This window comes from Bradyrhizobium icense, from assembly GCF_001693385.1.
Classification (GTDB): domain Bacteria; phylum Pseudomonadota; class Alphaproteobacteria; order Rhizobiales; family Xanthobacteraceae; genus Bradyrhizobium; species Bradyrhizobium icense.
On the sequence record NZ_CP016428.1, the window covers coordinates 6,047,522 to 6,073,133 of the forward strand.

Genomic DNA, 25,612 nt, shown 5'->3' on the forward strand with positions numbered 1-25,612 from the left:
CTTGAAAAAGCCCCTCTAAGCAGGCAAGGAGGCATCGCAGCAGCCCTGACGCGCCGGGCTATCCAGGCGCAGTCAATGGAACGCGGATGACCGAACGTCCTACAGAAACTCCGAAGAAAATCACAGACGACCCATATGGTGCGGCGATCCTGATTCGGCGCCTCGTCGCAGAACAGGGGCTCGCCTATTGGCGGCGCTATCTGCTCGCCTTTTCGCTGATGGGATTAGCGGCGGTGACGACCGCAGGTTCCGCCTACCTGCTCGGCGAGGTCATCAACAAGGCTTATGTCGATAAGGATGTGCGCGGGATTGCGCTCTTGTCGCTGGTCACCGTCGTCATTTTTACGATCAAGGGTGCGGCGACCTACGGGCACACCGTGATCCTGTCACAGATCGGCAATGCGATCCTCGCAAATAACCAGCGGGCGCTGTTTGCCAAGCTGATGAACGAAAACATCGCGTTCTTCTCCGAGCGGCATTCATCGGAATTCCTGGCGCGGCTGACCGCTGGCGCCACCGCGGTGACGCAGGTGCTCAATCTCCTGATAAACGCCATCGGTCGCGATCTGCTGTCGCTGATCGCGCTCGTCGTCGTCATGGTGATGACCGATCCCCTGATGGCGCTGCTCGGCTTTGCGGTGGCGCCGCCGGCGATGATCGTGCTGCGCAAGCTGGTGAAGCGCATCAAGGGTCTTGCACACAACCAGTTCTCCGGCACCGCCGACATCATGGAGACGATGCAGGAATCGCTGCAGGGCATCCGCACCGTGAAAGCCTTTACGCTCGAACAGGCCATGCGCGAACGGATCGACGCCAGCATCGCCGCGGTCGAGCGCAACGCCAACAAGATGGCGCGCGTTTCCAACCGCTCCAGCCCATTGATGGAAACTCTCGGCGGCTTCGCGATTGCGGGCGGCCTGATGTATGGCGGCTATCGCGTGGTCGCGATGGGCGCTTCGCCCGGCCAGTTCTTTTCATTCCTGACCGCGTTCCTATTGGCCTATGAGCCGGCCAAGCGGCTGGCGCGGCTCAACATCGAGCTCAACAGCAACCTGATCGGTGCGCGCAAGCTGCTCGAAATCGTCGACAGCCCGCCGAGCGAGCCTGACGACAGTAACAAGCCGACGCTGAAACTCACTGACGCGCGGGTCGAGTTCCGCGACGTGACCTTCGGCTACCGGCCAGGCGAACCGGTCCTCAATCGCATGAGCTTCGTCGCCGAGCCCGGCAAGACCACCGCGCTGGTCGGCCCCTCCGGCGGCGGCAAGTCCACGGTGCTCGCGCTGCTGCTGCGGCTCTACGAGGTGAACCAAGGCGACATCCTGATCGACGGCCAGGCGATCTCCGGTTCGTCGCGGCAATCGCTGCGGCGGCAGACCGCCTATGTCGGCCAGGACGTTTATCTGTTCCGCGACACGATCGGCGCCAACATTGCCTTCGGCAAGGAAGGCGCGCGCCAGGACGAGATCGTGGCGGCCGCGAAAGCCGCCTGCGCGCACGATTTCATCATGGGCTTTCCGCTCGGCTACGATACGCCGGTCGGCGAGCACGGCGCGCAGCTATCCGGCGGCCAGCGCCAGCGCATCGCGGTGGCGCGGGCGCTGATCAAGAACGCGCCGATCATCCTGCTCGATGAAGCGACCGCGGCACTGGATTCGGAATCCGAAAAGGCCGTACAGGAGGCGATCGAGCATCTCTGCCAGAACCGCACCACCATCGTGATCGCCCACCGCCTGCACACCATCATGCATGCCGACGCCATTCTGGTGGTCGAGGCCGGCGAGATCGTCGAACGCGGCCAGCATGACGATTTGCTGCGCCGCGGCGGGCGCTATGCCTCCTTCTTCCGCCTGCAGCAGCGCGAAGCCGGTCCGCCCAGTCTGGCGCCGGTCAGCGCAACCGCGTAAAAGCTACCGCCGGACTTCCACGTAACCCGAGACCCGTTTCATGACCGCAGCCTCCTACGTCATATCAGCAGCCCCACAGCCCGCGCTCCCCGTCGTCGGCGAGACCGGCTCCTATCCGGTCCGCCGCATCTGGTGCGTCGGGCGCAACTATCTCGAGCACATCCGCGAGATGGGCAATGACGAGCGCGCACCGCCGTTCTTCTTCGCCAAGCACGCCGATATGCTGGTGCCTGATGGCGCCACGATCCCCTACCCGCCGCTGACCAAGGACCTGCACCACGAGGTCGAGTTGATCGTCGCGATGAAGAGCGGCGGCCTCAACATTCCCACTGAGAAGGCGCTCGACCATGTCTACGGCTACGCCGTCGGCATCGACCTCACCCGCCGCGACTTGCAGATCGCCTCTCGCAAGAAGGAGCGGCCGTGGGAAATCGGCAAGTCGTTCGACTATTCCGCGCCCTGCTCCGCGATTCAGCCGGCCTCGAAGATCGGCCATCCCACCAAGGGCAGGATCTGGCTGATGGTGAACGGCAAGGAAACGCAGAAGGGCGATCTCACTGAGCTGATCTGGAACGTGCCGGAGATCATCTGGCAGCTTTCGCAGCAGGTGAAGCTCGCCGCCGGCGACATCATCATGACGGGCACGCCGGCTGGCGTCTCCCAGCTTCAGCCCGGCGACAAAATCGAGTGCGGCGTCGACGGCGTCGGCACGCTGAAGGTGAACATCGGCAAGCCGGAATAGGCCGACAATATTTTCGAACAGAGGCCCGGCTACATCCGGGGCTTTTTCATTGCAGGGAAGCCCGGCTTGCCACGGCCACTATGACTGCGGCGGATAGCGATCGAAAGTGGGTAGTTCGTGCGCGCGCTCCATCCAGCGAAGGCGCTCTGCGACCTGGATATGCACCATGGCTGGCACGGCGTCGGGATCATCGTAGGTCGCGCTCTGGATATCGACGATCCCGGGCAGCACATTGGCATTGGTGTAGAAGAGACCGGTGCCACAGTTCGCGCAAAACTGTCGCCGGCCATGTTCCGATGATTCGTAGACCTTGGGCGTTCCCTTCGTCACCTTGAGCGCGTCCTCCGCGTACATCGTCCACCCAACCATCGGCGCGCCAGCGTGACGGCGGCAATCCGCGCAATGGCACAGCGCATGAACGATAGGTTTCCCCGCGATCTCATAACGGATGGCACCGCAGTGACAGCCGCCGGTGATGTTGCTCATGCTCACCTCCAGAATTCTGTGCGTGGACGTAGGGCGGATCAGTGACGTGCAATCCGCCGACAATCGTCGAGCGTTGATACTGGCGGCGGATTACGCTTCGCGAATCCGCCCTGGAAGTCGCCCGTTCAGGCCGACTTCCTGACCGCGTTGTCGACCAGTGTCTTGCCGAGCGACCAGATCGCGCCAGGCACCTTGTGGCTGGCGGCGATGACGTCGTCGAACGATTTTTCGATCCAGGTGCAATCTTCTTCCGTGATCACCAGCGGCGGCAGCAGCTTGATGGTGTGGCTGCCGTGGCCGGAGACCTGCGTCAGGATCTTGTGATCCTTGAACAGCGGCACGGTGATGAGCTGGCAGAACAGGCCTTTATTTGCGGTCTCCAGCAGGTTCCAGGAAGCCTTCAGCTTCAGCGATTTCGGCGGGCCGAACTCGATGCCGATCATCAATCCCTTGCCGCGCACTTCCTTCAGCAGTTCATAGCCGGGCACCATGCGGGTCAGCGCAAGGCGAAGCTCGGCGCCGCGCTTGGCGGCCTGCTCGACAAGTTTCTCCTGCTTGATCACATCGAGAGTGGCGATGCCGGCGGCCATCGCCATATCGTTCTTCGAAAAGGTCGAGCCGTGCACGACCGCGCGATCCATCTGGCTGAAGATCTTGTCGAAGATGGACTTGCGGGTCAGCAGCGCGCCGACTGGCACGTGACCGCCCGACAGCGCCTTCGCCAGCAGCACCATGTCGGGCTCGACATTCCAGTGCTCGACCGCGAGGAATTTTCCGGTGCGGCCGACACCGGTCTGGATTTCGTCGGCGATGAAGATCGTGCCATATTTTTTGCACAGCGCAGCAGCGCCCGGCAAAAATTCATCCGAGGGCATGTTGACGCCCTTGCCCTGGATCGGCTCGACAATGAAGGCCGCGACCTGGCGCGAGGACAATGCCTGCTCGAGCGCGGCGAGATCGTTGAAAGGTATCTGCGTGCATCCCGGCAGCAGCGGCTCGAAGCCGCTTCTGAAGTTCGCATCGTCCATCAGCGACAGCGCGCCGTAGGACAGGCCGTGGAAGGAATGCGAGCAGGAGACGATGCCGGGACGGCCGGTCGCACCGCGCGCGAACTTGATTGCGGCCTCGACGGTCTCGGCGCCGGAATTGGCAAAGAACACCTTGTCCAGATATGGAACATGTTCGAGCAGGCGTTCCGCCAGCACGCCCGCGAGCGTCGAGACGTCGAGTTGCACCAGATTGGGAAAATCGCTGTCGAGCACGCTTTTCAGCGCCTGACGCAGTGCCGGATGATTGCGGCCGATCGCAAAAACGCCAAATCCGCTGAGTAGATCGAGATAACGGGCCCCCTCACGATCGAACAGGTATTGTCCTTGACCCTTCTGAAAGCCCACATCGTAGCCGATGGTCTTCAGCACCCGGACGAGCTGCTCGTTCAGATGGCGCGCATGCATGGAACTGCGCTGCGCCTGCCGCTCTACAAACAGCCCGGAAACGTCTAGATATGAATCTGGCATTGGCTACATACGTCGGTTGATGGCTGTTTCGTCAACTGAAAACGCCCAATGTGGCGTTTTGACCCCCGCTTGGATCATCTACTTAAACACAGGTTCGAACCATGTTGCACTGCCTAAGAACTGTCGCGCGCACAATAGTTTATTCGGGAATCATTTTAGCCACAGGTCTTAATGCGGCGACGGCCGCCGATCCCACCGGTGACTGGAAAGTGGCCGATGGTGTTGCCAACATTCGCGTCGCCCAATGCAACGGCAACATGTGGGGCGTCGTTTCCTGGGAAAAGACGCCGGGCGGCAAGGACAAGAACAATCCGGATGTCGCCAAGCAGAGCCGGCCGACTTTGGGCATGCCGATCCTGATCGACATGAAGAAAAAGCCCGGCGTCGATGCGTGGGAAGGTGAAGTTTATAACGCCAAGGACGGACAAAACTACAGCTCGACTATCAAGCCGATTGGGACCGACCAACTCGAGATTCAGGGCTGCGTGCTCGGCTTCCTGTGCGGCGGCGAGACCTGGACCCGTGTCGGTCCGCCGATCCCCTCGAGCTCCAGCAACAGCATGGCCAAGGGCGCGCCGAAGGGCCCAGCCGGTGCACCACCCAAGACCGCAGCCCCGGCACCGGCGCAGCCGAAGACCACGGGTGCGGTAAATCCTGCGCCCGCGTCCAAGGCCGCGCCCGGTCAGAAGCAGGCGGCCGGCCAGCCTGGCGATATCGGCGATATCTGCCTACTGCCCGACATCGCGCGGTTTGCCCATTAATGCAGGCTGGAACAACAGCACGGCGGCCAGCGTGATCACGAACGAAAGTGCCAGCAGTTTTCCCATGCTGGCGGTGCCGGGATGACTGGATAGCCACAGACTTCCGAACGCGGTCGCGGTCGTCAGCGCCGAGAAAAAGATTGCGCGCGTGAGGCTGGACTGCAGCAGATTCGTCCTGCCCTCGCGCCAGGCCACGACGTAATAGATCTTGAAGGCAACGCCGACGCCGAGCAGCAGCGGCAATGCTACGATGTTGGCGAAGTTGAGCGGCAGTTCGATCAGCACGCAGAGCTCCAGCGTCACCGCGCCCGCCACCAACAGCGGCACCATCGTCATCAGCACGTCGGTGACGCGCCGCAACGTCAGCCAGAGCAACAGGCTGATCACCGCCAGCGCCCAGATCCCGGCGTGAATGAACGCCTTCACGATGGTGTCGCCGGATTTGAGGATCGACACCGGTCCGCCGATCGCATTTGGCTCGGCGGCCAGAACCGCATCGGCAAAGCGGCGCAAATTGTCGTTGTCGTTGGGATCGCCCTTCGGCAGCGCCTCGACGCGGATCAGCCCGTCCTTGGACTTCCAGCTATTCAACAGTTCCGGCGGCAGCGTCTTCAGCGTCACCGGCCCGGCTTGCATCGTGTTCCTGAGCTGGTCGAACACGATCTTGAGCGGGGCGACGAAGATGTTCTGGGCCTTGTCGCGCGTCGTCTGGTCGCTTCCGGCAAGCTTCGACAGCGCATCGGCCAACCTTCGCGAGGCGACCGCGCCCGGCCCCTTGCCGTCGCCCGCGGTCCTGCGCAGGCTGTCGACCGAACTCTTCAGCGCCTCCACATTCTCTTCATCTGTGGGAGCGGCATCGACCGAGTCGGGATTGAGCGCGGGGCCGACCACCTTGGCCGCTTTCGCGATCAACTGGAGCTTGGCCGGCTGGTCTTCGGGCACGAAACTGTCGATCGACATCACGCGCAGGACTTCGGGCAGCTTTTCCAGCCGCGCCTCGATCTTTTTCGCTTCGGCCTCCGAATTGGTCAGCACGTTGATGGCGTTGGCGCCGGTGTTGGGATCCTTGCGCAGGTCGAGGAAGGTCGCGATCGATTCGGCCTTCGGATTGCGCAGGTTGATCGGGTTGAAGTCGAACTTCATGAAGTAGAGCAGCGGCAGGCCCGCCACCACGAGCAGCAGCGTTCCGGCGACGATGATGACGCGGTGCCGCTCGAGGAACGCGTCGACCGGCGCCAGAAACGCATAACCGACAGGCTCGCTTTCGCCTGGCGGGTGCAGCAGCTTTAGTATGGCCGGCAGCACCGTGATGCTCGATATGAACGCGATCAGCATGCCGGCGCCGGCAATCTTGCCGAGCTCGGAAATGCCCTTGTAATCGGTCGGCAGGAAACACAGGAAGCCGGCGGCGGTCGCCATGGCGGCGAGCGACAGCGGGACCGCGGAACGTCGAGCTGCGCTCTCCAGCGCCAGCGCCATATCCTCGTTCTTGAAACGCTCCGAACGGTAGCGGACACTGAATTGAATGCCGAAATCGACGCCGAGCCCGACGAACAGCACAGCGAATGCGATCGACAGCAGGTTCAGCGAACCCACCATCATCAGGCCGACCGCGGTCGTGATAGCAAGGCCGATGAACAGATTGAGGAACACCGCGAAGATGATCTTCGCCGAGTGCAGCGCCATCCAGAGGATCACCAGGACGATCAGAACGGTTGCGACGCCATTGACGATCGCGCCGTCCTGCACGGTCGAATATTCCTCGTTGGCGATCGGAACCGGGCCGGTCAGGCGAACGCGCGCGTCGTACTGGCCGGCGAAGTCGAGCTCGGTCGCGGCCTGCCGAATCGCGTCGGTCGCGTCCTTGCCGGGTTCGAGCGCGTTGTAGTCGAGCTTCGGCTTGAATTCGATGAAGGCGCGGCGGTCGGCATCGGTCAAAGGCGCGTCGCTGACGAGCTCGCGCCAGGAGAACGTCGCCGTCCCCTTGCTCAGGATGTCCTCGACCGTCTGGCTGATCAGGTTGAAGGGGCGCTCGGTATTGTCGAGCTTGACCTGCCCGCGCTTGACGCCGGCAAGCCCGGTTTCCAGCGCACCGGTCAGGCCGCGGATCGACGGATCGCCGGCCATGATCTCTATGAGGGGCGCCGCGGCTTCGAGCTGGCCGGCGACCTTGCCGACTTCCTCCACTGGAAGGAACAATAGTCCGTTCTTCTCGAAGAATTCGCCGGAACCCAGCGGCTGCACCGATTCGAAATGTTTGGTGTCGCCGGACAGCTTCGTGGCAAGCGCCTTGGAAGCAGCACTGGCAAGTTCCGGGGTCGGCGCCTCGACGACAGCCAGAATCAGCTTTTCACGGTCGAAGGCCTGCTCGAACTGATTGTCGCGCTGGCGCCAGTCGAGGTCGGGCGAAATCAGGATGTTGATATCGGTATTGATGGCGAAATTGCGAGCCCCGTAGTAGCTCGCCCCTACCGCGAGAAGCAGCGAGACGATGACAACGAGAGTGGCAAACCGCGTAGAGGTTCTGACAATGGCGACAACAATACTGGTCAGCACTTCGTTTCTTTCTAAATCTGAAGGAAAGCTGGGCGAAAACGCCCGCTGTCTAGCGGAGTTCCCGCAGCCGATCTAATGTTGTTTTGGCTACTTCCCAAGGTCGCCAAAACAAATCGGAACGGGCGTTCGAGCGCCGGTATAGCCGGTCCGAGTGGGCGAGAAAGTGACGAACCAGTGAGGAACCTGGGCCCGTGCAGCGCATTTATCGGTATTAAAATACCTATTATCTGGTAACCATTGCGCGATGCACCTTTTCCAGCCGCATAATTTTTGACACATAGTCCTGCGCTTCCATCTACCTGGATGGGGATTACCTACGGGTTCCGGTCGTGGTGCGGATATTGCAAATCCGGATGTGACCGGCTGCACGGAGACGTTCGGGTGAATTTGCGAAATCAGTACCTCTTGCAACTTGCGTAATGGACATCCCATGGAAGTGTATCTAGCGCAGCCCCGCGGATTTTGTGCGGGCGTCGTGCGTGCCATCGAAATCGTTGAGCGTGCGCTTGAGAAATATGGCCCGCCGGTCTATGTCCGGCACGAAATCGTGCACAACAAATACGTGGTCGAAAGCCTGAAGGCCAAGGGCGCGATCTTCGTCGAGGATCTCTCGGAGGTGCCGCCGCTGGCGGTAACCGTGTTCAGCGCCCATGGCGTGGCCCGTACCGTCGAGGAAGAGGCCGCAGCCCGCGGCCTGCCGGTCCTCAATGCCACCTGCCCGCTGGTCACCAAGGTCCATAATCAGGGTAAACGGTATATGTCCAAGGGCCGCACGCTGGTCCTGATCGGGCATGCCGGCCATCCCGAGGTCGAGGGCACCATGGGCCAGGTTCCGGGCCCGGTTCTCCTGGTCCAGAACGTCGAGGACGTCGCGGCGCTGACGCTGCCGACCGACGCCCCAATGGCCTATATCACCCAGACCACCCTCAGCGTGGACGACACAAAGGACATAATTGCCGCCCTTCAGGCCAAATTTACAGATATTCAAGGCCCCGACATCCGGGATATCTGCTATGCGACACAGAACCGCCAATCTGCGGTAAGGGACCTGAGCAAGCTGGTGGACGTCATCTTGGTGGTGGGGGCCGCCAATAGTTCCAACTCAAACAGGCTTCGCGAAATCGGCACCGAGGTCGGCGTCGCGAGTTATCTCATTGCCGATGGGAGCGAGCTCAACCCTGATTGGCTGAAGGATGCAAAGGCTGTCGGCATTACGGCGGGCGCATCGGCGCCCGAAGTTTTGGTCGACGACGTGATCGAGGCTTTGAGGCGTATCGGACCCGTCACGGTCTCGGTGCTTCCTGGCCGGGAAGAAAATATCGAGTTCCGGCTTCCGGCCGAACTGACTGCGGGTTGATCCAGTTCAAGATTTACAGGTCCAGAAAGAAAATCTCCAAATGGCAATACCGTTCTTCAAGGAAATGCGTATCGGCGGCTATCTGATGAAGCAGAAGCTGCTTGGCCGAAAGCGCTATCCGCTCGTGCTGATGCTGGAGCCGTTGTTCCGCTGCAACCTCGCCTGCGTCGGCTGCGGCAAGATCGACTATCCCGACGCGATCCTCAACCGCCGAATGTCGGCGCAGGAATGCTGGGACGCGGCCGACGAATGCGGCGCACCGATGGTGGCGATTCCCGGCGGCGAGCCGCTGATCCACAAGGAGATCGGCGAGATCGTGCGCGGCCTCGTGGCCCGCAAGAAGTTCGTCTCGCTCTGCACCAACGCGCTGCTTCTGGAAAAGAAGCTCGATCTGTTCGAGCCCTCGCCTTATCTGTTCTTCTCGGTGCATCTCGACGGCCTCAAGGACCACCACGACAAGGCGGTATCGCAGAAGGGCGTGTTCGACCGCGCGGTGTCCGCGATCAAGGCCGCCAAGGCCCGCGGCTTCACCGTCAACGTCAACGCGACGATCTTCGATGGCCATGCGGCCGAAGACATCGCCAAATTCCTCGACTTCACCACCGAACTCGGCGTCGGCGTCTCGATGTCGCCGGGCTACGCCTATGAGCGCGCCCCGGACCAGGAGCACTTCCTGAATCGCACGAAGACCAAAAAACTGTTCCGCGACGTGTTTGCGCTCGGCAAGGGCAAGAAGTGGAACTTCATGCACTCCGGCCTATTCCTCGACTTCCTGGCCGGCAACCAGTCCTACGAATGCACGCCCTGGGGCATGCCGGCGCGCAACATCTTCGGCTGGCAGAAGCCCTGCTACCTGCTCGGCGAAGGCTATACCAAGACCTTCAAGGAGCTGATGGAGACCACGGACTGGGATTCCTACGGCACCGGCCGTTACGAGAAGTGCGCCGACTGCATGGCGCATTGCGGCTATGAGCCGACCGCCGCCGACGCCGCGCTGACCAATCCGTTCAAGGCGATGTGGATCGCGCTGCGCGGCGTTCGCACCTCGGGCCCGATGGCGCCCGAGATCGATCTCTCCAAGCAGCGCCCGGCGCAGTACATCTTCTCCGAACAGGTCCAGAAGAAGCTTTCGGAAATCCGCCGCGACGAGGCGGCTGCCGCCGCTGCCAAGCAGCAGGAGAAAGCCTCCACCGCCGCCTAAGCGAATGGAGAAAAGATCAAGGGCCTCGATTCTCAGCGAATCGGGGCCCTTTTCTTTTTGTTTGACGCCTTCGAAACCTCTGAAGCTGCCTGCCGCCCCCGCCCTCAGGCCTCCGCCATTGCAAAGCTCTCGCCGTGCAGGAAGCCGCGGCAGCCGCGGAGCGACCGCAGCGCGCGATTGAAATCCAGCCCGGTCGATACCAACGCGCGCAGCGTGGCCGGATTGCGCACGACCCCGCGCAGCACCTTGCCGAGATCGATATCGCCGTTCGGCTTGATGGCGCTCTTGGCGAGCGCCGGAAGCGCCCTGGTGGCCGGATCGGAGATCACCCGCAGCGCCGCGAACGGAAGCCCCGCCTCGGCCGCATAGGCGGCCGCGATGTGGCTTTCCATATCGACCGCTGCCGCCCCGGTCTCGGAATGCAGCGCGGCCTTGCAGGCGGTCGCCGCGATCACCTGTTCGACGCCCGAAAGGACACCCCGAACCACGCGCCGGCGGCGCAGCGCGGCGCGGGTAATCATTTCCTCGTTCAGCGCCAAGCCTGCCAGAAACCGGGTATCGCCGGCCAGAACCTCGGTCGCCACCACTACATCGCCCGATTTCAGGGACGGATCCAGCCCGCCGGCAACGCCGAACGAGATCACACCCCTGAAAGTGGAAGGATCCAGCGTTGCCAGCAGCGCGCGCAATTGCTGCGGATCGCTGGAACTGCAGATAACGATCATGCCGGGCCCGGCCGCAATTCGGGCTTCCTGCACCAATCCTGTAACGATCAAAACCGGCCGCGGATCATTCGAATTGCGATCAACCGAATTGTCCACGATCGCGGCGGCCCCCGCCCCCCAAGTCACATCCCGACCCCTACCACCCTGCTGTTGGTGCTTCTCAAATTCCGATACCGCGCCAGCGCCCAGAGCGGAAAGAACTTCGAGTAGCCATGATACCGCAAGTAAAACACCCGCGGGAAGCCCGTAGCCGTGTAGCGCGCCTCGTCCCACAGTCCTTTCTCGGTCTGTGTGGCTTTTAGGTACTCCACACCCTGCACGACCGCCGGATGTTCCACCTCGCCGGCCGCCATCAGTCCAAGCAAGGCCCATGCCGTTTGCGAAGCGGTCGACGGCGCCTGCTCATATCCCTTGTAATCGCGTCGGTAGCTGACCGCATCCTCACCCCAGCCGCCATCCCGGTTCTGGATCGAAACCAGCCAGTCCGCCGCCTTCCGAATCATGGGATCCTGGTGGTCGACTTCGGCGGCATTGAGCGCGCACAGCACCGACCAGGTTCCGTAGATGTAGTTCAGCCCCCAGCGGCCGTACCAGGACCCCTCCGCGAGCTGGGTGCGGCGCAAATAGGCAATCCCGTTGGCGACCGCCTTGCTGGTCTGCGCGGTCTCGCCGAGTTGCGCCAGCATCGAAATACAGCGCGCGGTGACGTCCTCGGTCGGCGGATCGAGCAGCGCGCCGTGATCGGAGAACGGGATGTTGTTGAGGTAGTATTCAAGGTTGTTGACGTCGAAGGCGGCCCAGCCGCCGTCACGGCTCTGCAGGCCCTCGATCCACTCGCGGCCGCGCGCAATCGCCTGATCGTATTCCTTGCTGCCGGTCTGCCGGCGCGCGCGGTCCATCGCCATCACGACCACGGCGGTGTCGTCGAGATCGGGGTAATGGTCGTTGTTGTACTGGAACGCCCAGCCGCCCGGACGAACGTCGGGCGCCTTCGCCGCCCAGTCGCCCTTGAGGTCGAGCACCTGCCGTGGCTTCAGCCAGTCGAGGCCCTGCTTCATCTTCTTGAGCGTGTCCTCGCCGCCGGCCTCCGCCAGCGCGTGGCAGGTCAGCGCGGTGTCCCACACCGGGGAGACGCAGGGCTGGCAATAGGCCTCGTGCTCGCCGATCACGAGCAGTTTGTCGATACCCTTGCGGGTGACCGCACGCGGCGGATAATCCGGTCCCTTGCCCAGCGCGTCATACATCATGACGATATTGGCCATCGGCGGGTAGATCGCGCCCATGCCGTCTTCGCCGTTGAGCCGCTCCTCGATGAACGCGAGCGCGGCGTCGATCGCGCGCTTGCGCAGCTTTTTGGGAAACAGCGGCTCGACGACGCGCAGGATCCTGTCGAGCGTGCTGAACAGCGCGTACCAGCCCCAGCTCTGATGCGGCGCCTTCTTGTTCATGCCGACCGTTTTGGGGTCCTTCAGGAACAACTCGTCGACACCGACGCCTTTCGGGTTCTTCGCCACCGGCTTCAGCGCCGCCAGCACCATCAGCGGCACGATTGTGGTACGCGCCCAGTAGGAAATCTTGTTGAGATGGAACGGCGACCACGTCGGCAGCAGCATGATCTCGACCGGCAGCACCGGCACCGCGCGCCAGCTCAGCACACCATAGAAGGCCAGCAGGAATCGCGTGAACACGTTGCTGCCGGCGGCGCCACCGCGCGAGCGGATCGCCTCGCGCGCACGGACCATATGCGGTGCATCGACGGAATCGCCGATCATCTTCAGCGCGAAATACGATTTGACGCTGGCGCTCATGTCGAACGGGCCGTCCTGCACCAGCGGCCAGCCGCCATGATTGCCTTGCGTGCGGCGCAGATAGTTGGCGATCTTGGCTTCGAGCTCGGTGTCGACGGGCTCGGCGAGATAGTGGCGCAGCAGGATGTATTCGGCAGGGATGGTGCTGTCGGCTTCCAGCTCGAATATCCAGTGTCCGTCGGATTGCCGGTAGCCGAGCAGCGCTTCGGTCGCGGAGGAGATGCTCTTCTCCAGGGCGACGGGATCGACTGTCGCGACGGAATCGACCGCAATTTTCTTGTCCACGGAAAGCATTCGCTAGACATCCCTCTATTCGCGACCCGGCTCTGTGAAGCCGGTCACGGAACGTCCGGTCGAGCCCTTAGGGCCTCGCCAGGACCAGATCAGCGGCGCGGTCGCCAGACCGCACCGATCCCTCGATGGTTGCCGGCAATCCGGTATCAGTCCAGTCGCCGGCGAGAAACAGGTTCTTGAACGATGTCACCGGGCCCGGACGCAGCGCATTCTGCTCCGGCGTAGCCTCAAAAGTCGCTCGGCGTTCGCGCACGATCTGCCAGGGCGGCAGCGGCAATTCGCCCGGCAGGCCAGCGGCCTTGCAGACATCCCGCCAGATCGCCTGCGCGAGTTCTTCGCGCGGCATGTCGACCAGCCGGTCGCCATTGCTGATGGTGACCGACAACCGCTGCGGGAATGCGAACAGCCATTCGACGAGGCCGCCGACGACGCCGAGGATCGGCGCCGCATCCTTGGGCGGATCGAAGCGGAAATGCGCATTGACGATGGCGCGGAATTTCGACGGCGTCTTCAGGCCCGGCAGGAGTGCTGCCGCCGGGCGCGGCGGCACCGCGAGCACCACGACGTCGTCGGGGCCGAGCGCGATGGTGTCGCCACCGAATTTCAGCTCGCCGACATGGCTCCCCTTCATCACGAGTTCGCGCAGCTCATGGCCGAGTTGGATCGAAGCGCCTTTGTCCTGCAACAGCTTGATCGCCGGCTCGACCAGCACGGCGCTGAGGCCATCGCGTGCGATCAGCGGCCGGCAGGCCTGCCCGCCCGCCAGCAGTGTTTCCCGCACGATCGCGCCGGCAAGGCCCGCCGAGCCCTCGGGCGGATCGACGTTGAGCGCGGCGAGCAGCAGCGGCTGCACCAGCCGGTCGTACAGCGTGCCTTTGCAGGGGATCGCATTGCCGACGGGTTTGTCGGTCCCTGCCCAGATCAGCGGCATCAATGCGAAATAGTCGAGCAGCTTCGTATCGGGGACGCGGCGCGCATCGTCGAACACCCACAGCGGCAACTTGCCGTCACCGAGGTCGAGCTGCCAGCGCTGGCCGGTCACGATATCGACGAACGGAAACTGCGCGAGCTTCGGCCCGACCAGTCCCGCCTCGGTGCCGATCGATTTGGCGTAGGCGAGCGCATGGCGGTTGCCGGACAACAGCAAATGATTGCCGTTGTCGATAGTAAGGTTGGTGGCCGCGTCGAAATAGGACCGGCAACGGCCGCCGGCCTGCTGCGTAGCCTCGTGGACATGCACCCGGTAATTGGCGTTGGCGAGCCGCACGGCCGCTGAAAGGCCGGAAATGCCGGCGCCGATGATATGAACGTTTTTCTGCATCAGATGATCGCGTAACGAAGGAGGATGGCAATCTTCGCCCATTTGTGGACGCGGACCGGCTCGCGCGGAGCGGCAAAGCCCCGGGCCAGCAGCAAGTCCAGGATCGCGCGGTAATATTTCGACATGATCCGCGGTGCGCGCACCATGCGCCGCGAATTGCGCTTCATGATTTCGTCGGCCTTCTCAAAATGCTTTTTCGCGCGCTCGGCCAGCGGCAGGCATACTTTCGGCAATGCGCGATCGACGATCACCCGTTGCGGATCATCGGTCGTGATACCGGCAAGCAGCAGCCCCTCGCGTGGCAGATAGAGCCGACCGAGGCCGGCGTCTTCATCGACGTCGCGCAGGATATTGGTCAATTGCAGCGCCCGGCCGAGATGGTGGGCGAGCAGGATCCCGTCTTCCTCGGGCAGGCCGAACACGCGCACCGACAGGCGGCCGACCGCGCTGGCGACGCAGTCGCAATAGAGATCGAGGGTAGCAAGATCCGGCGCGCGAATATCCTGCGGCACGTCCATTTCCATGCCATCGACGATGGCGAGAAAATCCTCGCGCTTGAGGCCGAAGGTTTTGATCGACGCAGCGTAATCCTGCAGGCGCGGCGGTGGGTGACCCTGGTACAGCGCATCGATATCGTCGCGCCATTGCTGGAGCGCGGCCAGCCGCTCGGGCCGCGGGCCGTCGGAATCGGCGATATCGTCGACTTGGCGGCAGAAACTGTAGATCTGGAACATCGCCTCGCGCTGGTCGCGCGGCAGGATGCGCATCGCGGCATAGAACGAACTGCCGGACGCGGTGGCACCGTAATCTGCGTTGGCCGCCGCCGGATGCAACGTCATGCGCCGGCCGCCGGATTTGCCTGGGGGCGGCGTCCGATCGCGCGGTGGCTGATCTCGCCGGCGATGCCGCCGATGGTATGGCCGAGCAACTCCAGCTTGCTCAAATGCACGCGCTCGCTGAGCGGATCGCGCACTTTCAGCATGCCGACGATCTTGTCGGCAAAGGCTTGGATCACGGCAATATCGAGCCCGAGCCGGAAATCCTTTACCTCGGCACTCAATGACTTGCTTTCATTGAGAAGAGTTTCAGTCCGCACCGCGAGCGCATGGAGACATTGCAACAGCGCCGGCTGCGATTTCGCCTCGCCCAGCATCGCCACGGTGGCGCCGCTTGCTGCCAGCGCATCGCGCGGCAGGTAGACGCGGTTGAGATTCTTGTAGTCCTTGGCGCAATCCTGCAAATGGTTATTGATCTGCAACCCGGCGCACAGCGCGTCGGAAGCGGCCCAGGTCGAGGTGCTCTCGCCATGAACGTCGAGCATGAAACGGCCGACCGGCATGGCCGAATAGCGGCAATAGTGAATGACGTCGTCCCAGTTCTCGTAGCGCAGCTTGGTGACGTCCATCCGGAATGCGACCAGCACGTCGAGCGCGTGGCGCGGCGCCATCGAACGCTGGGCGAGGGCCTGGCGCAGGCTGATCGCTTCCTTCTGCGTATCGCCCGTGCCCAATAGATCCGCCTCGAGCAGGTCGAGATAGCGCAGCTTCTCGTCCGCGCTAAGTGTCGCATGGTCGGCGATATCGTCGGCGGTCCTGACGAAATTGTAGAATGCGAGGATCAGCGCCCGGTGACGCGGATGAATGATCCACGACGCGACCGGAAAATTCTCGTCGCGCTCGGTCTTTCCGGATCGCAGGTCGCTCGCGCTGGTCATCAAGAACTGGCTACATTCATCGGGATTGGCGGCATGTGCCGAGCATCGGCGCATGCCGGGAGATCGCGCCCCATATAGGGGAATACGTCGCCAAAACCAATGCTATATGGGCTGATTAGCCCCGCCCGTGACGCGCGTCATAGAGCCGAAAATTGGCTTTCCGCGAGGGTTAACGGACGCTAGCCGCGCCCTACTGGCCGTTGTTCTTGAGAACCTGGTTGCAGGCCGCGCTGATCTTGGGCCGATTTTCCTTGAGGCACGCCAGGATCGTGAAATCGCCCTGATCGATGACCGGGCGGCAGAATTTCTGCACATCGCGCGTACAGGCCTTCTGCTCCTCCGCCGTTCCGCTGCGCTGTTGCTGGGCGAAGGCGACGTTCGACGAGACCGACATCGACAACAAAGTGAGGGCCAGGAGAGATTTACGCATCGTATTCCTTCATTTCGGCAGCATGAAATCCCGTTCCCGATTTGCGTTTCGGCATCGCCGGGGCGGATTTGTTTGGATGGCAGGTGCCGCGTAACGCAGCAGCGTGCACAGGACAAGCATGGCAAATGCGGCCAAATTTACGGCGATCTCAGCACGTTAAATAACCATCTGATATTTAACGTGTATTTTTGTCACAGCTCTCCCGCAATTGGCTGTTGCAGACAATGCGGCGCAAAGCTAGATGCTGCGCCGACGGAGCCGATGGGAATGATTGATTCCATTCGGCCACTTGTGCCCTTTTTCCTGCCGCTACCGGTGGAAACAGCACGCCGTCATTTGAACCTAAGATACTGCGGAAACACTAAATCTTCGATGCGGCGAGACGTATCTTGCAAGAGAGGCGTCTATTTTATGGGAAAACTCACGATGAAACTGCTTGGTTCCAGCTTGTTCGGTCAGGCTCTCGCAGCGGCCGGGGTCGGCGCCGCGCTCATGTTATCGGTCACCGCAGGCCATGCCCAGGCGGGAGGCCCGTTTGCCGGCTTTGATGGAAACTGGAGCGGCTCGGGCACTGTCGCGCTGTCCAACGGCACCACCGAGAACATCCGCTGCAAGGCAGACTACAAGGTCAACGCCAACGGGCTCGGCCTGAAACAAAATCTGCACTGCGCCAGCGACAGCTACAAGTTCGACCTGTCGAGCGACGTCACCAGCCAGGGTGACCGCATCTCCGGCAACTGGAGCGAGAAGAGCCGGAATATCTTCGGCAATCTGCAGGGCACTGCCGGCGGCGGCCAGATCGACGTGTTCGTCGAAGCGTCGGGATTTGCAGCCAACCTGAATCTGCGCACCACCGGCAACAAGCAGAGCGTGCAGATCGACTCCAAGGGCGAGATCCGCGGCGTCAAGATCACGATGACGAAGACCTGATACAGACTTTCAAACGGGTAGCGCGAATGGCGGCCCTCCCTGGGTGCCGCCATTTTCATTTTCGGCAGCTCAGCGGAACTGCCAACCCCAGTGAGCGTCGCCACGGTCACGACGTTCCGTCACGTCGACGCGCATGAAGCGGTCATGCGCAAGCGCAGCCCCCACCCACAATTCGTTCCAAGCATCGAATACCGCCGGCGACAGCGCCTCGCGCTCCGCCATCAGCCGCCACGACGTCTGGCGCACGGTTGCGCCCGTACCTTCGACCTGTAATTCCGCATCGTCGTCCTGCCCCCGCGCAAGCCGGGCGAAGGCCTTGGCGAAACCCACCGCTCCCGCTTCCACGCCGCCCAACAGCTCAGCGACATCGTCGAAGGTGTGCATCCCGACGAGCCGCGCCGCGGCACCCGCGAGATGGCCGCCCTCTTCCGGACCGAGCACGGCGATCGTCTCCGGTACGATCGAAGTGATGTATTCCATCGCATAGTTGCGAAGCACCTTCTGCAGCCGCTCCTCCGGCCATGTATTCACGGGCAGCCGCGGCGCGAGATCGGCGCGAAACGGCGAACAGCGCTCGCCGGGCGAAAACTGCAAGCGTTCTTCCGGCGCGAGTTCGTGATCCCACTCCTTGTAATAGCCCTCCAGCCCCGGCTGGCCATCGACGGTCTGCCCGGTGCAGACGAAGCCGAGCCTGGGATTGCCGAGCACAACGCCGTTGTTGGCATGCCATCCGCGCAGCATCGCCCGCGACACTTCCGAGGGGATTCCGCAAATGGCGGTGCCGGACCAAATCCAGCGCGGCGGCGGATAACGCACCCAGGCCTTGCGGTCGCTCTCATAGACATACTCGACCTTCACGCCGCCGACCTGGTTCGACAGATAGTGATATTGCGCGCACGCCACTGCATGCGGGAGCCGGTCGAGGCCGAGCTTCTTCAATCCGGGAAGGAAGCGCGCCAATTGCTGCCGCCGGAAGGTGCGAAATACCACCTCGGCGGCGCGTGGCGCGCCGGCCCGCGACGCCAGCATCAGGACCAGCCCGGTTAGATAGGAATGATAGATGTGTTCGACCGCGCGGTAGGCGGCAGCGTCGGCCGCAGGGCGCGCGGCTAATCCGGCAGACGTCATTCCTCAGCCTCTCTTCGGCACGCCGTTGATCGGCAGCCCTTGTTGTTCAGCAGCGCTTGCTAGCTGGTCGGCTTGTTCTCCGCCGGCTTGGCGTGGTCGATCCCGCGAATCTTTTCCGACAGGTTGATCAGGAACATCGAGGTCGGCCGCAGGATGAAGAGATCAGCTACCAGCGCCGCGATCATCGAGAACGCGCTGAGCCAGCCGAACAGCCGCAGCGACGGCAAGTCGGAGAACACGGTGACGACGAGGCCGCAGGCCAGCACCACTGTGGTCAGGATCAGCGCCGGGCCTACCAGCACGGTGGCGCGCTCGACCGCCAGTCCCGAACCGATGCCCGGCTTGCTCTCCAGCCGCAGACGGTTGAGGAAATGGATCGTGGCGCTGAGCCCCAAGCCGAACGACACGATGAGCGCGACCACGCTGGCGAATTGCAGCCCCTCGCCCAGTATCCACAGCACCGTGCCCGATGCCACCACAGGGAAAATGCCGGGCAGGATGCAGGAGAACATCACCACGACCGAGCGGAATGCGAGGCCGATGAAGACCGCAACCAGCAGGAATTCCACCGTGAGGGCCTGATTGAGCTTCGAGATCATGTTGGCGCTGTTGCGCGCGGCAATCGCCGACAGACCCGTGACCGCGATCTCATAGCCGGGGTGCTCGGCGCGCACCTTGTCGAGCGCCTTGTCGAGCTTGTCGACCACGGGAAGGATTTCGCTGGAATCGAGGTCGGGAACGCGTCCCGAAACCACCACCGCATCCTGATCGGCCGAGATGAAGCGGCGGACCAGATGTTCAGGGATTACACTGACATATTCCTTCAGCGTCGCGACGTCGGTGCTGCCCGCCTTCTCCGCGAGCCAGCGACGCAGCGTTTCCAGCGACCAGACATTGCCGACGCCTGCCGATTTTTCGACCATGGCGTGAACGTCGGCGATCGTCTTCAACGTTTCCGGCGCGTAGAGCGAGGCACCCTTGGGGAATTCGATCAGTACGTCGATCGGATTGGCGCCGGTGAGCTTGGCGTCGAGACGGCCCGATGCCGCGACCGCCTGCCGCTTGTCCGGCACCTGGTCGGCGAGCCGGTAGCGCGGCTCGAGCGTGGCGTAGATGTAGCCGAGGGCGCCGACGAAGAGCAGCGCGATCAGGCTGAACATGCCGGGGCGGCTGACCATGCGCACCGCGATCCAGTAACAGAAATTGCGCAGCGCCTGGACGCCGGCGTCCGCGCTCTGGAACTTGACCGCGAAGATCTTTTCGTTGCGGACGAACAGCACGCCGAATACCGGCACGAGCGACAGCACGGCTACCAGCGCGATGATGGTCGCGGCAAGGCCGGCTTCGCCGAATTTCCGGATCAATTCGGAATCGGAGAATTGCAGGGCGATGAAGGATATGCCGGCGGTCGCGTGGGTGAGCACGCAGGCCGGGCCCACCACCAGCACCGCGTTGGTGAACGCGGTGATCTTGTCCTGACCCGCGATCAGGCGGTCGCGCGCCGCGAACGTTAGTTGCATGGAGTCCGAGAAGCTGATCACCATGATGAGCGGCGTCATCACGTTCAGGAACATGTTGAGATTGAAACCGGCCCACCCGAGGGAGCCGAGCGCGAGCAGGATCGCGATGATCGGCGGGAAGGCCGCGACCACCATGAACGATATCTTGCGGAAAAAGACGATCGCGATGATGCAGCCGGCCAGAATGCCCAGGATGTTGTAGGTCAGCCCGTCGCGCTTGACCGCATTGCGGATCTCGAGCTGCATGACGGGAACGCCGGAAAGCTGCGCATTGAGCCCGCTGCCGGCGAGATCCTCGGCCATGATTTTCCGCATTTCGCCGACCACCTTGCCCAGCTCGTTGGACGAAACGACCTTCGGCTCCAGCGACAGCACGATCAGCGCCAGCGTGCCGTCCTCCGACAACAGCTTGCCGCGAATGATTTCGTTGGCTTTGACGGTTTCGACGAACTTGTCGTAGGCGGCGCCTTGCGGCAGTTCGGGCGGGAACAGCGCAGCCGGCAGCTTGCCGGGCTCCGGCGCCTGGCGCGCCGAGAACAGCGAGACCAGACCGCGCACGCCCTCGACCAGTTGCAGGTCGGTGACCATGTCGCGGATCTTTTCGAGGTTCTCACGGGCCAGCAGCGTCTTGCCCTCGACCACGACCAGCACGTCGAATTCGGTCGCTGGGAAGCGCTTGGTCACGGCCTCATATTGCTTGAAGTCCTTGGAATCGGAACGGAACAACTGGCTCAGCGAGTCGTCGATCTTGATCCGCTCGATACCGAACAGCGCGGCCACGATCAGCACAGCGAGAATGACCATGGACAGAATCGGCGCCTTGACCGCGATCAGTCCCATGCGCTCTAGACCGAAGGCGATGCTCTTGCCCGGCGGCGGCTCCTCTATGGCTGCGACGTGGACGCGACTTTCGGAGTTCTTGTCGAGCATACCCTGTCCAGTTCTCACGTCGGCCTGTTTGTGCAGCTTGGTTTTTGTGCAGCTTGGTGGCGCGAATACGGCTTGCCAGCCCCTATCCGATCGGCGCTAGCCCTTGAAATCACGCGGTAAATTAATCGGCGCCGTTTTACAGGCCCGAACCTGATCCGGCAAGCGCGCGCGGCAGGGCAAATCGGCCCGCAAATGTCGAAAATGCGCGTTAAGTCTCTGATTTGCCACACCTGCCGGCGCCACTTTGGACCGCTTTGGCGCGTTCAGGCCGGCAACGCCAACGCTGGCCGCAACGGGGCGCCACAAACCTCACCGGTCAATTTTGGGAGAAGCGGCTCACATTGGGTTGTCAGGCAAGTGTTGGCTCACAACGACCACGCAGGCAGGTGTCGATCCGTCAATCGATCGGTCTGGCGGCGATCAGCGCGGTTCCGCTTTCGTCCTTCAGCGCCACGCCGGTGACCTGGCGCGCGATGCCTTCACGCACCAGCCACGCGATCTTGAAGGCGGCCTCATCGTGGCTCAGGCCTGCGCCGTGGATATTGGATACACAATTGCGCTTCTCGTCGGTGAGGCCGATGCGCGGCGCAAACGTCAGATAGGCGCCGAGGCTGTCGGGCGCCGACAGGCCGGGCCGTTCGCCGATCAGCATCACCACCATTCGCGCGCCGAGCACGGCGCCGATCTCGTCACCCAGCGCCACGCGCGCGCCGGAAGCGACCACGACATGGCCGCACGGGATCCCGGCCTCCGTCAGGCGCGGAGCAAGATGGCGAACCAGCTCGACCGCGTGGACATTGACGGCCGCAGGCGACAGCCCGTCGCCGATCACGATCGCAACCTCGTTCGCACTGCCGCCTTGCTTTTCCAGCACGCGTCGCGAATCCGGATCGAGCATGCGTCCGAGATCGGGACGGCGCAGATAGTCGCGCCGGTTGCGCGCCTGACTGCAGACCTCGCTGACTTGCAGGCCGAGACCGGCCAATTCCGCAGCGAGTTGCTGCGCATCGAGCGCGGCATGCACGGCATCCCGCGCGCGTGCGTGGTCGAGGGTAAAGGCAAGCAGGGCGTCGGTCGGCATGCTCGCGCCGGAGCGGCCGAGCCCGACGCGCGCCGGCGTCATCTGCCGCAGGGCTTCGAGCGAGCGGGTCGGCGGCGCCGGCGTTTTCATGGGCTTTACTCGGCAGGCACGGAGGCCTCGCGCAGCCGGATCGAATAGTTCGACGCGTTCTGCTGACCGCCGGAGGCGGCACGCGCGAACTTGATCAGATGATGCGCGATCGTGGCCGAACCGATCAGCCCTTCGAGATCGCCGCGCCTGAGCCGCCCGATCGCGAACTTCCAGAACACGCGCCTGTAATCGCTGAGCACGCCGACCTGCCAGAAGATGTTGCGCAGCATGACCAGCGCGCGCCTGATGTTGGGCCAGGTCTTCATCTCGGGCGCGACCGGCACCTTGATGCGGTTGGCGTAAGTGTAGTCGCATTGATACTGGTAACGCGCGTACAGCTTCTCGGGCCGGTAGGCGACCTCCATGCATCGCTTCCAGGAATTGATGACCTGGTCGTAGGGCATCAGGAATTCGACGTTGGAGTCGCGGCTGTCGTCGTCATTGACCAGCCGGCCTTCACGCTCCAGCCGGTCCCAGAGCGGCGTCTTCGGCAGCGCCTGCAGCAGATTGATCGTCAGCAGCGGAATCCGCGATTCGTCGACGAAGTCGAGCAGTGCGTCCGCGGTGCCCGGCTTGTCGGTGTCGAGACCCATGATGATGCCGGAGACGACCTCCATGCCGTAGGAATTGATGGTGTGGATGCCTTCGTGGATCGGGACCATCATGTTGTGGTCCTTGTGCATCGCGTGCAGCGCGTCGGGATCCGGCGTCTCGATGCCGCAGAACACAGTGACGAACCTCGCTTCGCGCATCTTCTCCAGGATCTCGGGCCGCTTGGCAATGTTCAGCGTCGCCTCGCAGGCCAGCCGCACGACGTAGCCCGTCCGCTTCTGCCATTCGATCAGATGCGGCAGCAAATCCAAGGTTGCCTTGCGGTTGCCGATGAAATTGTCGTCGACGAAATAGACCGTATCGGTGATGCCGCATTCGCGCATCTTGTCGAGTTCAGCGACGATCTGTTCAGGCGTCTTCAGGCGCGGGTTGCGGCCATAGAGCCCGGGGATGTCGCAGAACTCGCACTGATAGGGGCAACCGCTCGAATATTGGATGCTGCCGAGCAGATATTTTTTCACTTCCGCCAGCTCGTAGGCCGGTATCGGAAACTCGGTCATCGACAGGCGGTCTTTGGTCGCCAGCACCACCTGCTGCGCAGGACGCGAAGGGTCGTGCGCTAGCCGCGCGATCAGCTCATTGGTCGCGTCGCCGAGTTCGCCGACATGAAGATAGTCGAATGAGGGATAGTAATCCGGGCACGCACTCACGGATGGTCCGCCGATCGCGACCGCAAGATCGAACGCATGCGCGCGGCGGCAGATGTCGTTCATCTGCTGGCGCTGGATGTGCATGCCGCTGACGAACACCGCCTCCGCCCATTCGAAATCCTCCCTGGAGGCGGGGCGAATGTTCTCGTCGATGAAACGCACCTGCCAGTTTGCCGGGAGATAGGCCGCGATCAGGAGGAGGCCCTGGGGCGGCATGAAAGCCTTCACCCCATCGGTCAGGGGGTAGGCGTATTCGAACGTACCGAAAGAAGACGTATAGCGCGGGAAGACGCACAGGATACGCCGTACCGTTCCAATGCCTTCAGCTCTCATCAAATTTCCTCAAGGCTGACATGAATTTAAGCACGACATTGAAAGTTGGGCCAGAAATTCTTCAATATTGTGACTGTGACTTCTAACTCGCTTTGGGTTCAATTGGTTGCACGAAAATCTGCAGGCCGGAGTTCAGGCGATCAGTCGCGAGGCAAATTCGGGCAGCAGGCCGGCGTTGCCGGCAAGCCGGAAATTGCCGTCCGCGAGGCCTGAGCGGACCAGCCAATCGTCGAACTCGGGTGCCCGCTTCAAGCCGAAGAGGTCCCGGACGTAGAGCGCGTCGTGGAACGAGGTCGACTGATAGTTCAGCATGACGTCGTCAGCGCCCGGCACGCCCATGATGAAGGTGACGCCGGCAGCAGCCAACAGCGTCAGCAGATTGTCCATGTCGTCCTGGTCGGCTTCGGCGTGGTTGGTGTAGCAGATGTCGACCCCGAGCGGCAGGCCGAGCAGCTTGCCGCAGAAATGGTCCTCGAGGCCGGCGCGGATGATTTCCTTGCCGTCGTAAAGATATTCCGGACCGATGAAGCCGACCACGCTGTTGACCAGCAGCGGATCGAAGGCGCGCGCCACCGCGTAGGCCCGCGCCTCGCATGTCTGCTGGTCGACATTGTGATGGGCGTTGGCCGACAGCGCCGAGCCCTGCCCGGTCTCGAAATACATCACATGATCGCCGACCGTGCCGCGGCGCAGCGACAGTCCGGCCTCGCGCGCCTCGCGCAGCAGCGCGAGATCGACGCCAAAGCTGCGGTTCGCAGCCTCGGTTCCCGCGATCGACTGGAACACCAGATCGACCGGCGCGCCCTGCCCGATCAATCCAAGCGTGGTGGTGACATGCGTGAGCACGCAGCCCTGCGTCGGGATCTGCAGCCGCGCGATGATGCCGTCGAGCAGCCGCAACAACTCGCCGATCACGGCCGGATCGTCGCTGGCCGGATTGATGCCGATGCAGGCATCGCCCGATCCCAGGAGGATTCCGTCGAGGATCGAAGCGGTAATGCCCTTGGCATCATCGAAGGGATGGTTGGGCTGCAGCCGCACGCTCATCCGCCCCTTCAGGCCGATGGTGTTGCGAAAGGTCGTGGTCACCGCGCATTTGCTGGCGACCAGGATCAGATCCTGGTTGCGCATCAGTTTTGAGACGCCGGCGGCCATTTCCGGCGTGATCCCGCGTGAGACCTTCGCCAAAGACTCGCTTGTTGCGGCGTCGGAGAGCAGCCAGTCGCGGAAGCCGCCGACGGTCAGCGACGATATGGCCGCAAAACCCGGGGCATCGTGGCTGTCGATGACCAGCCGGGTGACCTCGTCATCCTCATAGGGGATGACAGCCTCGTTGAGAAACTGCTTCAGCGGCACGTCGGCGAGCGCCATTCGCGCTGCGATCATCTGTTCCGCGCTATCGGCCGCGACGCCGGCAAGGCGGTCGCCGGATCGCGGCGGCGTCGCCTTCGCGAGCAGCTCGCGCAAGCCGTCGAACGCATAGGTGGTGGCACCGATGATCTGCCGATAGACCATGCTG

Annotated in this window: 20 protein-coding genes; 6 read left to right on the forward strand and 14 right to left on the reverse strand. The window is 62.7% G+C overall.

Annotated elements, in window-relative coordinates; genetic code table 11:
- The first annotated feature begins 86 nt into the window (after nucleotides 1-86).
- Together LMTR13_RS28285 and LMTR13_RS28290 are read left to right on the forward strand one after the other, a co-directional pair.
- Complete coding sequence (locus LMTR13_RS28285) at nucleotides 87-1,907, forward strand: ABC transporter ATP-binding protein (RefSeq protein ID WP_065730635.1); 1,821 nt, start codon at nucleotides 87-89, stop codon at nucleotides 1,905-1,907.
- Nucleotides 1,908-1,947: 40 nt separating this feature from the next.
- Nucleotides 1,948-2,649 (forward strand): fumarylacetoacetate hydrolase family protein, encoded by a 702-nt coding sequence (locus tag LMTR13_RS28290; RefSeq protein ID WP_065730636.1) that lies wholly within the window; start codon nucleotides 1,948-1,950, stop codon nucleotides 2,647-2,649.
- Between the two features lie 78 nt (nucleotides 2,650-2,727).
- Here the strand turns inward: LMTR13_RS28290 and LMTR13_RS28295 are convergent, their stop codons facing one another.
- Both LMTR13_RS28295 and hpnO read right to left on the reverse strand, forming a co-directional pair.
- Nucleotides 2,728-3,135, reverse strand: a complete 408-nt coding sequence (locus tag LMTR13_RS28295) for a GFA family protein (RefSeq protein ID WP_065730637.1) — start codon at nucleotides 3,133-3,135, stop codon at nucleotides 2,728-2,730.
- A gap of 125 nt (nucleotides 3,136-3,260) precedes the next feature.
- Nucleotides 3,261-4,652, reverse strand: coding sequence for an aminobacteriohopanetriol synthase HpnO (hpnO, locus tag LMTR13_RS28300; RefSeq protein ID WP_065730638.1), 1,392 nt, complete (start codon nucleotides 4,650-4,652; stop codon nucleotides 3,261-3,263).
- A gap of 101 nt (nucleotides 4,653-4,753) precedes the next feature.
- On the opposite strand from hpnO, the gene LMTR13_RS28305 reads away from it, so the two are divergent.
- On the forward strand, nucleotides 4,754-5,413 hold the full coding sequence (locus LMTR13_RS28305) for a DUF2147 domain-containing protein (RefSeq protein WP_065730639.1): 660 nt from the start codon (nucleotides 4,754-4,756) through the stop codon (nucleotides 5,411-5,413).
- On the opposite strand, the gene hpnN is transcribed toward LMTR13_RS28305, so the two are convergent.
- The gene (hpnN, locus tag LMTR13_RS28310) at nucleotides 5,381-7,969 is read right to left on the reverse strand and encodes a hopanoid transporter HpnN (RefSeq protein WP_065730640.1); all 2,589 of its coding nucleotides are present in this window, start codon (nucleotides 7,967-7,969) and stop codon (nucleotides 5,381-5,383) included. The two genes, LMTR13_RS28305 and hpnN, sit on opposite strands and share 33 nt — an antisense overlap.
- Nucleotides 7,970-8,399: 430 nt before the next feature.
- Between hpnN and ispH the strand changes: the two genes are divergently transcribed.
- Both ispH and hpnH read left to right on the forward strand, forming a co-directional pair.
- Nucleotides 8,400-9,326, forward strand: coding sequence for a 4-hydroxy-3-methylbut-2-enyl diphosphate reductase (ispH, locus tag LMTR13_RS28315; RefSeq protein ID WP_065730641.1), 927 nt, complete (start codon nucleotides 8,400-8,402; stop codon nucleotides 9,324-9,326).
- Between the two features lie 40 nt (nucleotides 9,327-9,366).
- Nucleotides 9,367-10,527, forward strand: a complete 1,161-nt coding sequence (gene hpnH, locus LMTR13_RS28320) for an adenosyl-hopene transferase HpnH (protein WP_065730642.1) — start codon at nucleotides 9,367-9,369, stop codon at nucleotides 10,525-10,527.
- Between the two features lie 104 nt (nucleotides 10,528-10,631).
- On the opposite strand, the gene LMTR13_RS28325 is transcribed toward hpnH, so the two are convergent.
- The 6 genes from LMTR13_RS28325 to LMTR13_RS28350 form a co-directional block, all read right to left on the reverse strand.
- Complete coding sequence (locus LMTR13_RS28325) at nucleotides 10,632-11,348, reverse strand: phosphorylase (RefSeq protein ID WP_236843180.1); 717 nt, start codon at nucleotides 11,346-11,348, stop codon at nucleotides 10,632-10,634.
- A 26-nt stretch (nucleotides 11,349-11,374) separates the two neighbouring features.
- Complete coding sequence (gene shc / locus LMTR13_RS28330; protein ID WP_418219728.1) at nucleotides 11,375-13,345, reverse strand: squalene--hopene cyclase; 1,971 nt, start codon at nucleotides 13,343-13,345, stop codon at nucleotides 11,375-11,377.
- A gap of 76 nt (nucleotides 13,346-13,421) precedes the next feature.
- Nucleotides 13,422-14,675 (reverse strand): hydroxysqualene dehydroxylase HpnE, encoded by a 1,254-nt coding sequence (gene hpnE, locus LMTR13_RS28335; RefSeq protein WP_065730644.1) that lies wholly within the window; start codon nucleotides 14,673-14,675, stop codon nucleotides 13,422-13,424.
- The gene (gene hpnD, locus LMTR13_RS28340; protein WP_065730645.1) at nucleotides 14,675-15,514 is read right to left on the reverse strand and encodes a presqualene diphosphate synthase HpnD; all 840 of its coding nucleotides are present in this window, start codon (nucleotides 15,512-15,514) and stop codon (nucleotides 14,675-14,677) included. The genes hpnE and hpnD overlap by 1 nt, the downstream gene beginning before the upstream one ends.
- A complete protein-coding gene (gene hpnC / locus LMTR13_RS28345) occupies nucleotides 15,511-16,389 on the reverse strand; it encodes a squalene synthase HpnC (RefSeq protein WP_065730646.1) in 879 nt (292 codons plus the stop codon). Before hpnC ends, hpnD begins: the two co-directional genes overlap by 4 nt.
- A gap of 190 nt (nucleotides 16,390-16,579) precedes the next feature.
- Entirely contained in the window at nucleotides 16,580-16,819 is a 240-nt protein-coding gene (locus LMTR13_RS28350; protein ID WP_065730647.1) for a hypothetical protein, read from the reverse strand.
- A gap of 426 nt (nucleotides 16,820-17,245) precedes the next feature.
- Between LMTR13_RS28350 and LMTR13_RS28355 the strand changes: the two genes are divergently transcribed.
- Nucleotides 17,246-17,749: a hypothetical protein gene (locus LMTR13_RS28355; RefSeq protein WP_065730648.1), complete on the forward strand. Its 504-nt coding sequence runs from the start codon at nucleotides 17,246-17,248 to the stop codon at nucleotides 17,747-17,749.
- 69 nt (nucleotides 17,750-17,818) lie between these two features.
- Here the strand turns inward: LMTR13_RS28355 and LMTR13_RS28360 are convergent, their stop codons facing one another.
- The 5 genes from LMTR13_RS28360 to LMTR13_RS28380 form a co-directional block, all read right to left on the reverse strand.
- On the reverse strand, nucleotides 17,819-18,877 hold the full coding sequence (locus LMTR13_RS28360) for a hypothetical protein (RefSeq protein WP_065730649.1): 1,059 nt from the start codon (nucleotides 18,875-18,877) through the stop codon (nucleotides 17,819-17,821).
- Nucleotides 18,878-18,936: 59 nt separating this feature from the next.
- A complete protein-coding gene (locus LMTR13_RS28365) occupies nucleotides 18,937-21,327 on the reverse strand; it encodes an efflux RND transporter permease subunit (RefSeq protein WP_065730650.1) in 2,391 nt (796 codons plus the stop codon).
- 397 nt (nucleotides 21,328-21,724) lie between these two features.
- Nucleotides 21,725-22,498, reverse strand: a complete 774-nt coding sequence (gene eutC, locus LMTR13_RS28370; RefSeq protein ID WP_065730651.1) for an ethanolamine ammonia-lyase subunit EutC — start codon at nucleotides 22,496-22,498, stop codon at nucleotides 21,725-21,727.
- A 5-nt stretch (nucleotides 22,499-22,503) separates the two neighbouring features.
- A complete protein-coding gene (locus tag LMTR13_RS28375) occupies nucleotides 22,504-24,093 on the reverse strand; it encodes a B12-binding domain-containing radical SAM protein (protein ID WP_065730652.1) in 1,590 nt (529 codons plus the stop codon).
- A 132-nt stretch (nucleotides 24,094-24,225) separates the two neighbouring features.
- Nucleotides 24,226-25,608 (reverse strand): ethanolamine ammonia-lyase subunit EutB, encoded by a 1,383-nt coding sequence (locus LMTR13_RS28380; RefSeq protein WP_065730653.1) that lies wholly within the window; start codon nucleotides 25,606-25,608, stop codon nucleotides 24,226-24,228.
- Between the last annotated feature and the right edge of the window lie 4 nt (nucleotides 25,609-25,612).

Coding starts and splice junctions, on each gene's coding strand:
- LMTR13_RS28285 (WP_065730635.1), top strand. CDS start 87: ATGACCGAACGTCCTACAGAAACTCCGAAGAAAATCACAGACGACCCA.
- LMTR13_RS28290 (WP_065730636.1), top strand. CDS start 1,948: ATGACCGCAGCCTCCTACGTCATATCAGCAGCCCCACAGCCCGCGCTC.
- LMTR13_RS28295 (WP_065730637.1), bottom strand. CDS start 3,135: ATGAGCAACATCACCGGCGGCTGTCACTGCGGTGCCATCCGTTATGAG.
- hpnO (WP_065730638.1), bottom strand. CDS start 4,652: ATGCCAGATTCATATCTAGACGTTTCCGGGCTGTTTGTAGAGCGGCAG.
- LMTR13_RS28305 (WP_065730639.1), top strand. CDS start 4,754: ATGTTGCACTGCCTAAGAACTGTCGCGCGCACAATAGTTTATTCGGGA.
- ispH (WP_065730641.1), top strand. CDS start 8,400: ATGGAAGTGTATCTAGCGCAGCCCCGCGGATTTTGTGCGGGCGTCGTG.
- hpnH (WP_065730642.1), top strand. CDS start 9,367: ATGGCAATACCGTTCTTCAAGGAAATGCGTATCGGCGGCTATCTGATG.
- hpnE (WP_065730644.1), bottom strand. CDS start 14,675: ATGCAGAAAAACGTTCATATCATCGGCGCCGGCATTTCCGGCCTTTCA.
- hpnD (WP_065730645.1), bottom strand. CDS start 15,514: ATGACGTTGCATCCGGCGGCGGCCAACGCAGATTACGGTGCCACCGCG.
- hpnC (WP_065730646.1), bottom strand. CDS start 16,389: ATGACCAGCGCGAGCGACCTGCGATCCGGAAAGACCGAGCGCGACGAG.
- LMTR13_RS28350 (WP_065730647.1), bottom strand. CDS start 16,819: ATGCGTAAATCTCTCCTGGCCCTCACTTTGTTGTCGATGTCGGTCTCG.
- LMTR13_RS28355 (WP_065730648.1), top strand. CDS start 17,246: ATGAAACTGCTTGGTTCCAGCTTGTTCGGTCAGGCTCTCGCAGCGGCC.
- LMTR13_RS28360 (WP_065730649.1), bottom strand. CDS start 18,877: ATGACGTCTGCCGGATTAGCCGCGCGCCCTGCGGCCGACGCTGCCGCC.
- LMTR13_RS28365 (WP_065730650.1), bottom strand. CDS start 21,327: ATGCTCGACAAGAACTCCGAAAGTCGCGTCCACGTCGCAGCCATAGAG.
- eutC (WP_065730651.1), bottom strand. CDS start 22,498: ATGAAAACGCCGGCGCCGCCGACCCGCTCGCTCGAAGCCCTGCGGCAG.
- LMTR13_RS28375 (WP_065730652.1), bottom strand. CDS start 24,093: ATGAGAGCTGAAGGCATTGGAACGGTACGGCGTATCCTGTGCGTCTTC.
- LMTR13_RS28380 (WP_065730653.1), bottom strand. CDS start 25,608: ATGGTCTATCGGCAGATCATCGGTGCCACCACCTATGCGTTCGACGGC.